Here is an 11,105-nt window from a genome sequence, read left to right on the forward strand (position 1 = left end):
GCGCCCGATATCAGACAAACGCATAAACAGCCGGATTCACGATGAACGATTTTTCCTCGCGCGGCGCTCAGGCAAGCGTGAACGGAGGTGTCCGGGGCGACACCGCGAAGTCTCATTATCAAGGCACGAGGCGAGTGCTGCAGTGCGCACGGCTTGCGGCGCTGTGCGCGGTGGCCTGGTGCGCAAGCGCAAGTGCAAACGCAAGCGCTGCGGATACTGCGCCGGCTTCGGGTGCGCATGCAGGTTCCGGGACGGTGCAGGCGGCAACAGGCGCTTCGGCCGTCAAAGCGAAACCGTCATCGGCGGCCACGACGGCATCCGCCGCGGTCGCGGCCTCTGGCGCAGCAGCGCCGAAACAGGCGTCGCCAGTGCAAGTGGCCTCTGCTGCGTCGGCGGCATCGGCGGCATCGGCGGCTTCGCCGGCTTCCGCCGCTTCAACGGCCACGGCCTCGGCGCCGGTCGCCGCGTCAGGTCCCGCGCCGCTCACGTTGCCGGAGCATCCCAGACTCACGCCCGAACAGGCCGCTGACGAAACCCGTCACGCGCTGGCGATGCGCGAAACCTTCGCGCGCAACGTGACGCGCCGCCTGCGTGTGCCGCTTGCCGATCAGCGCGCGTACGGCCAGCGCCTGCAAGCCGCGCTCGACGCCAAGGATCTTGGCGCGCTGGCGGGTGAGTACGTGATCCTCGTGGACCGCAGCGCGAATGTGCAGGCGCTCTTTATCTATTTCCGCGCGATGCCGGGCGAAACGTGGCAGATGATCGGCGCTTCACCGGTCGCAACGGGGCGGCCCGGCGAATTCGATCACTTTTTGACACCGCTCGGCGTGTTCGAACACACGCCGTCGAACATGGACTTCCGCGCGGAAGGCACGATGAACGAGAACAATATTCGCGGCTACGGCAAGCGCGATATGCGTATCTACGATTTCGGCTGGGTCGATGGCGAGCGCGGCTGGGGCAAGGGCGGTTACTCGCCGATGCGTTTCCAGATGCATGCGACCGATCCCGACCGGCTGGAGCCGCTGCTCGGCATCCGCCATTCGAAGGGATGCGTGCGCATTCCCGCCTCGCTCAACGCGTTCATCGACCACAACGGCATCATCGACGCCGAATATCAGGCGCTGGTCGATTCGGGCAAATCGCTGTGGGTGCTGCACTCGAATCGCGAAATCTCGCCGTGGGCGGGGCGCTTTATCGTCGTGATCGATTCGGCGCGCAAGACGCGGCCCGCCTGGGCGCCCGCGCCGGGCAGCCAGGCGCGGGCGAAACTGCCCAAGGGCGGCGATACGGCCGATTGACGATTGATGGGCGCGACGCGATTAGCCGCGCCGCGCAAGCAGCACGCCCGCGAGCGCGACGCCGAAGCCCGCGATCTGGACCGGCGTAAGCGTTTCCCGGAACAGCAGCCAGCTTTCCAGCGCGGCCAGCGGCGGCGCGAGGAACAGCAGCGCGGTGGCGCGGGCCGCATCGCCGTGACGCACCATCCAGACGAGCAGCGTCACGCCCGCGCCGGACAGCATGGCGATACCCCAGCCGAGCGAAATCCACAGCGTCGTCGATGCAATCCAGCGATGTTCACCCAGGGCGAGCGCAAGCAGCGCCGCAACGATCGCCGCGCCAGCGTTCTGCACGGCGCTCGCGCTGCGGATGTCGGCCTGTGCAAGCGAAGTTTTCTGATACAGCGTGCCCGCCGTGATCGCGCCGATCGACAGCACTGACACGAGCACGACGATGAGCGGGCTGACGTGTGCGCCGCTGGCGAACGAGGCGCCCGTGCTCGCGCGCAGCTTTGGCGTCAGCACGAGCACGACGCCCGCGAGACCGAGCGCCATGCCTTGCCAGCGCCGCAGCGAAATACGCTCGCCGAACATCGGCGCGGCGAGCGCAGCGGTCAGGAGCGGCTGGAGCGCGCCGAGCAGCGCCATGACGCCCGCGCTCAAGCCCTGCGCCACGGCCCAGTAACCCGCGCCCAGATACACCCCTTGCAGCAGCGCGCCCGCGAAAAGATGCTTGCCGATTTCGCGTCCGCGCGGCCAGGGCGCGCGCATCGCCACCGCGACGCAGGTGAACAGCAGCGCCGTGCCGCCGAAACGCGCGAGCAAAAACAGATTGGGATCGGCATAGGGCGCGATGGCGCGGGCGACGACAAAACCGGTCGACCACAAAAAGACGAAGAGCGTGGGCGTGAGCGCGGCGAACATGGCTTGCGTGAGGGCGAAGTGCTGATCGAAAGGGCCGGAGTATCGCTCGCCCGGATCAGGCAGTCTTGTTCAGGACTGCACTGATCTCTCTATCGCAACTAACAGCCAATACCATCTGGCATCGACAAACCAGGCGGCGCGGGAGAGCGGCGGGATCTGTCGAGCAGAGCGTTCAGGCAGGCACGAGCCGGAAAAGCGTCGCCACCACGCCGATGAACGTGCCACTCAGCGCGCAGGCGATCAGCAACGCGCGCGTGCGCCGGTGTTCGCGCCGCAGCGCTTCAAGCATCGCTGCCTGTGCTTGCGCCTGCGCGCCGGGCTGGCCGTGCGCCGCGCCCGAGTGATGGTGCATGAAGCGATAAACCAGCTGCGGCACGCGCGGCGCGATTTGCGCCAGATGCGGCAATTCCTGCGAGAGCCGCTTGATCCAGCCGTGGTGGCCGAGGTCGCGCTTCGCAATATCGCCGAGGGTCGTCTTTGCAATACCCCACGCGTCCACATCGGGATGAATCGTGCGCGCGAGCGCTTCGGCCTGACCGAACGTGCGTTGCGCCGCGGCCAGGCGTGGCGACACGGCGCCGCCGAACGGCTGGACCGCATGCAGCAGATGGTGGAACAGGGCGCCTGCGCTGCGCTCGCCCGCATCGTCGGCGAAATGGGCTTCGCTGCGGGTGCGCAATTCGGCCTCGATCTGCTCGGGGCGCGCGTGCGTGGGCACATGACCGGCTGCGTGATGCAGGTTCGCGAGACGTCCGTAGTCCTGCTCGAACAGCGCCGTGGCGCCGTGCACGAAGAATTCGCGTTCCGGCGAGGAAAGCGAGGTCATCAGCGCCGCGCTTGCGAACACCAGCCGTCCGCGCGTCTGCGGTTCGATGCTTACCGCGACGCGGCGCGCGTCGAATGCCGCGTGAAAGAAGCCGTGCTCGAAGGCTTGTTGCGTGACCACTTCGATCAGATGCGCGGCCACTTTCGTCACGTTGATGTGATGCATCGTGAGTCCGGCCACATCGGTCGCGGGCAGCGTATCGACATGCTCGACCGTGAGCGTGTGCGGCGTGCAGAAGTCCCAGATCACATCGGGTACGAGCACGCGCTCATCGTCGGCGAGGTGATGGCCGCTCTGGCTCAGATTGGCCGCCTGCGCGCGCAGATCGAAGCGACGTTGCAGATCGTCGCGCAGCGTCTGGGCGAGCGTCCGCAAATGCAGCTTGCGTGCAGCGCTTGAGAAGCGTTCGAGCCAACGCGCGACGGCGCACAGCAGCGCGGCTTCGTCGTCGACTTCCTGGGCCTGTTTTGCGCGCAGCACGCGCACGGTCACCATCTGATGACCGTTGGCCGGCAATTGCAGGCGGGCGATATGCGTCTGTTCGCACCAGCCGTTCTGACAAGGAGTGGGGTCGATCCACGAAAAGAGCGACTGCACCGGCTTGCCGAATGCGCTTTGCAAGGCCGCGTTCAACTGCTCAGGCATAAGCGGTTCCTCATAGTGCTCGATCGCGTCGATGGCGTCGTGCAAGGTGGAAGCCGCCAGTTCGGGATGCGTTGCGACCGATTGCGCGAAGGCGCTCGCAAGCGGCGCGAGGCGAGGCAATGCGCTCGACAGATGCGTGGCGAGTCGTTCGTTGTCGCGCATCCGCGCGGCCAGCGAGACGATCCAGTGCAACTTGTGGTGCTCGGGAGCGGCAAGCCAGATCAGCCGGATGCCATAGCGCAGCGCGCAGAACAAAAGACGCAGTTGGCGAAGTCTGGAACGCATGGTTTCGGGATTCGGCGGTCGCGATAGTCGCAGTTACACGTCGCAATGACGTCAGATCGGTTGGCCATCCATCGCCTGGAAGATCCGGATGGCCAGCACGAGATTAGCAGGGATGATTGCGCGATGGCAGGGCAGGCTTATACGGGGCCGCACGGAAGCTGCATGCGTCGTGCATGGCGGCACGCCGGCGCGGGGCCGAAGTGCGCGAGCAGCACGCGTAATACAATACGGCGGCCTTTCCGATTCCACGCGCCACGCGCCCCCCAGATGCTCGCAGAACAACGTCACCAATACATCCTTTCGCAAGTGAACCGGACCGGCGCGCTCTCGGTGGCGGACCTCGTGCGCGAGCTGCGTGTTTCGCGCGAAACCATCCGCCGCGATCTCAACACGCTGGCGGGCCGCGGCCTGCTGGTCACGACGCACGGCGGCGCGCTGTCGAGCGATCGCCGCGAGCCCGACCTCGATGTTCGCGACACGGCCAATGCCAATGCCAAACGCGCAATCGGCGAACGCGCAGCAGAGTTCGTGCCCGATGGCGCGTCCGTCATCATCGATTCGGGTAGTACGACCCATGCGCTCGCGCGTGCGCTGACCGACCGGCACCGCCTCACCGTCTATACGAACGACTGGCGCATCGCCTTGCTGCTCGGCCGTCGCAACGAAAATCGCGTGACGCTGCTGGGCGGCGAGCTATCCGATCACGAAGAAGCGACTTTCGGGCTGGACACCGTGCAGCAGCTTTCGCAATATCACGCCGATTACGCCTTCGTCGGTGCGGGCGGCATTACGGCCGACGGCTGGCTGACCGACTACTCGCGCATGGTCGCCGAGGTGCGCAGCCGCATGCTGACGGCGGCCGCCTGCGCCATCGTCGTGGCGGACCATTCGAAATTCGGCCGCATGACGCCGGTGCGCATCAACGGCTTCGAGCGCGCGCGCTATGTCATCACCGAACTTGCGCCCGAAAAGGGCGTGGCGCGCGCCATCGAGTCGCGCGGGCCAGAACTCGTCGTTGCCTGATTCGCTTCGTTGCCACCCCACGCGCGGTTTGTCCGCGCGCAGCATTACGCTCCCTTTTCTCCCCTTGGCCTTGATCTGACGCGTGTGCGGACCCGCAGACGTGTCGGTCTCGCCACGTCTGCCGATTTGCTTATTTTTGGCAAATTGTGGAATTTTTTGACAAACGCCACAATCGTCACGGCGATGTCACGGAAATCTGTGATTCTTGCCGGGCCCGTACAGACGGGGCTGGCGCGTGACACGGCAGTGACCGTGCGCACTACGCAGTCGGGCGGTTTTAGGGTGGCAACGGCGGATTGCAGACAATCTGCAGTCTCCGCGCCAGACCAGCCGCAGCACGGGTAAAGGCAGGCGGCGTAGTCCGCCGGAAGTCGACGATTCACTCAACACGCATCGGGTAGCCCCGAGCACATGGTTTTTGCCTTCGGAGATTGACATGAACCAACGGAATTCCCATCGCGCGGGTTTCGCACGCAAAGCGCTGCCGATGATGATCGCCGCCACGCTGCTGCAATGCGCCGCCATGAGCGCCCACGCTGCCGGCGCTGTCGTGCTGTACACGGCTGACGGCCTCGAAAATCTCTACCGCGACGTTCTGCCGGCCTTCGAGAAGAAGGAAGGCGTGAAGGTCAATATCGTGACCGCCGGCAGTGGCGAAGTTGTGAACCGCGCCAACGTCGAAAAAGATGCACCGAAGGCCGACGTGATCATCACGCTGCCGCCGTTCATCCAGCAGGCCCAGCAGAGCGGTCTGCTGCAGCCGTACCAGAGCGTGAACTACAAGAACGTTCCGGCGATCGCCAAGGCGACCGACGGTTCGTGGGCGACGTTCGTGAACAACTACTTCTCGTTCGCGATCAACCCGGAAGTCGTCAAGAACCAGCCGAAGACGTTTGCAGACCTGCTGCACCCGGATTACTCGGGCAAGGTTGCCTACTCGAACCCGGCCACGGCGGGCGACGGCATGGCCGTGATCATTCTCACGACCTCGCTGATGGGCGAAGACAAGGCGTTCGACTATCTGAAGAAGCTCGAACAGAGCGCCAAGTTCCACACCAAGGGCACGGGCTACCTCGACGTGCTGCTCTCGCGTAACGAAATCTCGGTGGCCAACGGCGACCTGCAGATGGATCTCGACGATGCAGCCAACGGCGGCCTTTCGCTCAAGCCGATCTTCCTCGCAGCCGACGCAGGCGGTCATCCGACCACCTTCCAGCTGCCGTACGCAATCGGCCTGATCAAGGGCGGCCCGAACCAGGCCGAAGGCAAGAAGCTGATCGACTACCTGATGTCGACGGACGTGCAATCGAAGGTGCCGGACATTTTCGGCATCCCGGGCCGCACGGACGTGGCGCTGACGGGCAAGAACGGCGCGGCGGTCAAGCAGGCGATCGAAGGCGTGAAGCTGATTCCGGTGGACTGGAACCAGGTGATGGCCAAGAAGGCTGACTGGACGACGCGCTGGAAGAACGAAGTGATCGGCTCGTCGGGCAAGCAGCTCGAAGTCGTCAAGCCGCAGCAATAAAGGTTGTTGAAGGCAGGCCGCCGCAGTCGGGCGGCCTGGTCCAGTAATACCGTATCAAATGCAGGAGATGAACCCGGTGAATACCGCAAGCCTTGCGTCGGCCGATATGGCCCGCGCCCTGCCGGACGCGTCCGGCCTGACCGATGCAACCGGCGCCCAAGGTGGACAGGGCGTGGCGGGCGTGCAGATCGACCGCCTCAGCGTGCGTTTCGGCACGCGCACGGTGCTCAACGACCTGTCGCTCACCATCCGTCGCGGCGAGTTGCTGACCGTGCTCGGCCGCAGCGGTTGCGGCAAGACCACCTTGCTGCGCTTCATCGCCGGTTTCATCGAAGCCGATGGCCTTGCGGGTTCGCTGACCGTTGCCGGTCGCGATCTCACGCATGTGCCGCCGCATCAGCGCAATCTGGGTCTGCTGTTCCAGAGCTATGCGCTGTTCCCGCATCTTTCGGTGTTCGAGAACGTCGCGTTCGGCCTCAAGGCGCGCCGCGTGCCGTCGCGTGACATCGCGCGACGCGTGGCCGATGCGCTCAAGCTCGTGCAGCTCGGCGATCAGGGGCACGTGATGCCCGCGCAGCTGTCGGGCGGCATGCAGCAGCGCGTGGCGCTCGCGCGCGCGCTGGTGATCGAGCCCGATGTGCTGCTGCTCGACGAGCCGCTGTCGGCCCTCGACGCCAATCTGCGCGCGTCGGTGCGCTCCGAACTCAAGGCGCTGCATGAGCGTCTGCCCAACCTGACGATCGTCTGCGTGACGCACGATCAGGACGACGCGCTGGTGCTGTCCGATCGCACGCTGCTGATGCGCGACGGTCATATCGCCCAGCTCGGCACGCCGCAGGAACTCTACGACACGCCGAACGACGCCTACGTCGCGCGCTATCTGGGCGCGGCGAACCTGCTGCCGCCTGGTGTGGCGTTTCCGGTTGGCGACCCGCGCCACGACGTGCGCGACAAGCTCGCCTGCCTGCGCCCCGAAAGCCTGCGCATCGTGCCGCTCGGCGAAGGCGCGTTGCACGGCACGATCGAGTCGGTCGAATGGTACGGCTCGATTCTCTCCGTGCCGGTATTGCTCGACGCGATGCCGAACGAACCGGTGCTCGTCACCATGCAGCGCGGCCACGGCATGACGCCGGAAAAAGGCATGCGTGTCTCACTGCGTTACGAGGCTGACGATGTCGTCCTTATCAACCCCTGATTTCCCGCTGCCGGGCGCCGATGCCCACGCCGCCGCCGTGCGTCGCCGCGAGCGCCGCGCGCAATGGCATATCGCGTTTCTGCTCGTGTTCGTGCTCGGGCCGCTGGTGGTCTATCCGCTCGTGCGTCTGGTGCTGCTGAGCCTGAGCGGCGCGCATGGTCTGAGTTTCGGTGCGTACGCAACCTTCTTTGGCAATCCCGATTCGCGTGGCGTGATCGGCACGACGCTGTGGATCCTGTTTCTGAGCGCGGGCGTGGCTTCGCTGCTCGGTGTGGCGATTGCGGCGATCCTGTTCTTCAAACCGTTTCCGGGCGCGCAGCTCGTCACGCGCTTTCTGGAACTGTTCGTGGCGTTCCCGTCGTTTCTGGTCGCGTTCACGCTGATCTTTCTGTACGGCTCGCAGGGTTCGGTGAGCATCGGGCTGCAAAGGTTGTTTCATTTGCAGTCGCCGCCGCTCGATTTCCTGTTTGGTATCGGCGGTGTGGTGCTGGCGGAAGTGGTGTTCTACGCGCCCTTCGTGGTGCGCCCGACGCTCGCGGCGTTTGCGCTGCTCGACATGCGCCTGATCGAAGCGGCGCGCAGTCTCGGTGCGAACAACCGCATGGTCGCCGCACGCGTGATTCTGCCGCTCGCATGGCCGGGCATCGCCGCCGGCACGATTCTCTGTTTCCTGCTGACGTTCAACGAGTTCGGCATTCTGCTCGTGCTCGGCAGCGCGCATCTGATCACGCTGCCGGTGGCGATCTACAGCTCGGCAACCGTCGATCTCGATCTGCCGACCGCCGCCGCGGGCGCAGTCGTGATGCTCGCGATGTCGCTTTCCTTGTATGCGCTGTATCGGCGCGTGAATCGCCGCAATGGAGGCGCGCGCAATGGCAAGTAATTCTTCCGTCAATCCGGTGGCTGCGGCCTCGGACCCCGTCGCGCTGCCGCCGAAGCATCTGCGTGCGCGGCCCGTCGAGCGTGGCGTGATGGCGCGTGTGGGCAGCGGTGTGCTGCTCGCGCTGGCGGCGCTGCTGTGTTTCTGGCTGTTCGTGCTGCCGGTGATCGTGGTCGCGCTGTCGAGCGTGGCCTCGCACTGGTCGGGCACGATCCTGCCCGACGGCTTCAGCATGCGCTGGTTCGAACGGCTGGGTTCGAGCGATTTCGATGCGCTCGTGACCAGCCTGGAGATCGGCTTTGGCGTGGCGGTGCTGGGCACGGCGCTGGGTCTGTGGCTGGCGCTGGCTCTCGAAGGGCGCGACCGCAGGGGCCTTGGCGTGGTGGTCGATACGCTCGCGATGGTGCCTAATGGCGTGCCCAGCGTGGTGCTCGGCCTCGCGGTGCTGATCGCGTATCACAAGGCGCCCGTTGATCTGTCGAGCTCGGCGGCGATTGTCGTGTTCGTGCAGCTCGCGCTGGTGCTGCCGTTCTGCTACCGCTGTGCCTCGGCGGCGCTGCGTCCCGAACTGACGATCCTGCGCGAAGCGGCGGCAAGTCTCGGCGCGCCGCCCGCGATGGTGTTGCGCCGCGTGGTGCTGCCGCAACTGGTGCCCGCGATACGCGCGAGTCTCGCGCTGGGCTTCGCGCTCTCGCTCGGCGAACTGGGCGCGACGCTCACGGTGTATCCGCCGGGCTTTGCGACGGTGCCGATCGTCGTGGTCAGCGCGGTCGAGCGCGGCTACTATCTGCCCGCATCGGCGCTCTCGCTGATTCTGCTGGTCGTTTCGCTGGTGGCGTTGTTGCTGATCGCGGCACGTGCACCGCGCAAGCGTGCGGACTGACACGATGGACGCCATGCGCTTCGATGGGCTGCATCGACGTGACGAAGGCGCGGCGCGTCTGGATGGCGAAGCGGCGACCGTCGCCCTGCCGACACCGCTGGCGATGGTGCGTCAGCATTCGCTGACGGACCTCGTGCGGGCGGAGATAGAACGCTGTATTACGCGTGGCCAGCTCGCGCCGGGCGCCAAGCTCGTCGAAGCCGAATGGGCCGCGCGATTGCAGGTGTCGCGCGGGCCGGTGCGCGAGGCGTTGCGCGCGCTCGAACAGACCGGGCTGGTGCGCAATGAAAAGCATCGCGGCGTGTTCGTGCGCAGCGTGTCGGGCGTCGAGGCCGATGAACTGGCGGCGTTGTGTGCGGTGCTGGAAGAGGCGGCCTGTCGCATGCTGGCGGCGCGGATCGACGCCGCGCAGGTGGCTGGGTTGCGCGAGCGGCTCGAAGCCATGCGTGACGTGCTCGATGACGAAGGCGAATTCCTGTGGGCGCGCGAAGCGTTTCGCGATGCGCTGGTTGCAGCGGCGGGCAATGGCAAGCTGCACGAAAGCTGGCGGCGCGCGGTCAGCGAAGCGCGGCTGGCGAATCGCACTGGGTTTGACGATGCGCAGCGTGAGGCATCATATGCGCAGCATCGGGCGGTCTTGAACGCGCTAGCATCGCGCGACGCCGATGAAGCCATCGCTCAGATGCGTGGGCAGGATCAGCGGGGCGGCAGCGGCGAGCGTTGACGATCAGCGCGCGCTGTCGAGTTCGACGAAAGGGAGTAGGAAAGCATGGCACTGAGTCTGGAAGATATTCGCGGCCTGTTCGAGCAGCACGGCGGACAGGCATATAGCGGCGAGCCGGTCACGCAGCTCGAGCATGCGCTGCAAAGCGGCGCGCTGGCAGAGGAGGAGGGCGCGAGCGACGAACTCGTGGCCGCGGCTTTTCTGCACGACCTCGGCCATCTGTTGAATCGCCAGGGCGAGACGCCCACCGAGCGCGGCATCGACGACCTGCATCAGTACTATGCGCTGCCGTTCCTGCGACCGATTTTGCCGGTGAGCGTGCTGGAGCCGATTCGCCTGCATGTCGATGCCAAGCGCTATCTGTGCGCCACTGACGAGGCGTATTTCAGCTGCCTGTCGGCGGATTCGGTGCGCAGCCTGCAACTGCAAGGCGGTATCTTCGATGCCGAAGGTGCGCAGGCCTTTGCTGCCCGTCCCTTCGCGGACGATGCGGTGCGTCTGCGTCGTTGGGACGATCTGGCGAAGGTCGCCGGGAAAGAAACGCCTGGCCTGGACCACTACCTGCAGATCGTCGAAAGCGTGATGCAACGTCACGCGTGAGCGCAATTCAAAAAGCGCTTGCCGGATAACACCCCGACGTCTAGAATCCCGCTCCTTCGCATTCTCGCTACGAGAGTGTGGGGAGATGGGATGCTTTATTAAAGGCTTCGGAGTTTTTTGAGCGGCAAGTATTAAAACGCCAGCGAGTTTTAAATGAAGTAAAAAAACTTGTTGACGGTGCGCTCGATAGTCTGCATAATCTCGTTTCTCTGCTGCAGACGCAGCAACGCAGAACCCGCCGGTAGCTGGATCGCTGGTGTGAAGTTCGCGGATCGATCTTTAAAAATTTACAGCCGATAAGTGTGGGCGCTTGAT

10 protein-coding genes are annotated in these 11,105 nt (G+C 65.2%); 8 read left to right on the forward strand and 2 right to left on the reverse strand.

Annotated features, from left to right (window positions below):
- The first annotated feature begins 77 nt into the window (after positions 1-77).
- Positions 78-1,301: a L,D-transpeptidase gene (locus F3J17_RS34995; protein ID WP_345891289.1), complete on the forward strand. Its 1,224-nt coding sequence runs from the start codon at positions 78-80 to the stop codon at positions 1,299-1,301.
- A gap of 21 nt (positions 1,302-1,322) precedes the next feature.
- Here F3J17_RS34995 and F3J17_RS35000 read toward each other — a convergent pair whose 3' ends face one another.
- On the reverse strand, positions 1,323-2,204 hold the full coding sequence (locus F3J17_RS35000; protein WP_167070258.1) for a DMT family transporter: 882 nt from the start codon (positions 2,202-2,204) through the stop codon (positions 1,323-1,325).
- 172 nt (positions 2,205-2,376) lie between these two features.
- Positions 2,377-3,960: an AarF/UbiB family protein gene (locus tag F3J17_RS35005; protein WP_167070260.1), complete on the reverse strand. Its 1,584-nt coding sequence runs from the start codon at positions 3,958-3,960 to the stop codon at positions 2,377-2,379.
- A 267-nt stretch (positions 3,961-4,227) separates the two neighbouring features.
- Here F3J17_RS35005 and F3J17_RS35010 point away from each other — a divergent pair, with 267 nt between their 5' ends.
- The 7 genes from F3J17_RS35010 (at position 4,228) to F3J17_RS35040 (ending at position 10,790) form a co-directional block, all read left to right on the forward strand.
- Positions 4,228-4,983, forward strand: coding sequence for a DeoR/GlpR family DNA-binding transcription regulator (locus F3J17_RS35010; RefSeq protein WP_167070262.1), 756 nt, complete (start codon positions 4,228-4,230; stop codon positions 4,981-4,983).
- Between the two features lie 436 nt (positions 4,984-5,419).
- Positions 5,420-6,508, forward strand: coding sequence for a 2-aminoethylphosphonate ABC transporter substrate-binding protein (phnS, locus tag F3J17_RS35015; protein WP_167070264.1), 1,089 nt, complete (start codon positions 5,420-5,422; stop codon positions 6,506-6,508).
- 67 nt (positions 6,509-6,575) lie between these two features.
- A complete protein-coding gene (gene phnT, locus F3J17_RS35020; RefSeq protein WP_205195105.1) occupies positions 6,576-7,703 on the forward strand; it encodes a 2-aminoethylphosphonate ABC transport system ATP-binding subunit PhnT in 1,128 nt (375 codons plus the stop codon).
- Entirely contained in the window at positions 7,681-8,586 is a 906-nt protein-coding gene (locus tag F3J17_RS35025) for a 2-aminoethylphosphonate ABC transporter permease subunit (protein ID WP_167070266.1), read from the forward strand. Before phnT ends, F3J17_RS35025 begins: the two co-directional genes overlap by 23 nt.
- A 16-nt stretch (positions 8,587-8,602) precedes the next feature.
- Positions 8,603-9,466: a 2-aminoethylphosphonate ABC transport system, membrane component PhnV gene (gene phnV / locus F3J17_RS35030; RefSeq protein WP_345891290.1), complete on the forward strand. Its 864-nt coding sequence runs from the start codon at positions 8,603-8,605 to the stop codon at positions 9,464-9,466.
- A 103-nt stretch (positions 9,467-9,569) separates the two neighbouring features.
- Positions 9,570-10,190: a GntR family transcriptional regulator gene (locus tag F3J17_RS35035; protein ID WP_240161269.1), complete on the forward strand. Its 621-nt coding sequence runs from the start codon at positions 9,570-9,572 to the stop codon at positions 10,188-10,190.
- 45 nt (positions 10,191-10,235) lie between these two features.
- Positions 10,236-10,790, forward strand: a complete 555-nt coding sequence (locus F3J17_RS35040; protein ID WP_167070274.1) for a phosphonate degradation HD-domain oxygenase — start codon at positions 10,236-10,238, stop codon at positions 10,788-10,790.
- The last annotated feature ends 315 nt before the right edge of the window (positions 10,791-11,105 follow it).

The organism is Burkholderia sp. Ax-1719, assembly GCF_011753055.1.
Classification (GTDB): Bacteria; Pseudomonadota; Gammaproteobacteria; order Burkholderiales; family Burkholderiaceae; genus Paraburkholderia.

Excerpts from the sequence above, each read along its gene's own strand:
- F3J17_RS35000 (WP_167070258.1), bottom strand. The coding sequence starts at position 2,204 with ATGTTCGCCGCGCTCACGCCCACGCTCTTCGTCTTTTTGTGGTCGACC.
- F3J17_RS35005 (WP_167070260.1), bottom strand. The coding sequence starts at position 3,960 with ATGCGTTCCAGACTTCGCCAACTGCGTCTTTTGTTCTGCGCGCTGCGC.
- F3J17_RS35010 (WP_167070262.1), top strand. The coding sequence starts at position 4,228 with ATGCTCGCAGAACAACGTCACCAATACATCCTTTCGCAAGTGAACCGG.
- phnS (WP_167070264.1), top strand. The coding sequence starts at position 5,420 with ATGAACCAACGGAATTCCCATCGCGCGGGTTTCGCACGCAAAGCGCTG.
- phnT (WP_205195105.1), top strand. The coding sequence starts at position 6,576 with ATGAACCCGGTGAATACCGCAAGCCTTGCGTCGGCCGATATGGCCCGC.
- F3J17_RS35025 (WP_167070266.1), top strand. The coding sequence starts at position 7,681 with ATGTCGTCCTTATCAACCCCTGATTTCCCGCTGCCGGGCGCCGATGCC.
- F3J17_RS35035 (WP_240161269.1), top strand. The coding sequence starts at position 9,570 with ATGGTGCGTCAGCATTCGCTGACGGACCTCGTGCGGGCGGAGATAGAA.
- F3J17_RS35040 (WP_167070274.1), top strand. The coding sequence starts at position 10,236 with ATGGCACTGAGTCTGGAAGATATTCGCGGCCTGTTCGAGCAGCACGGC.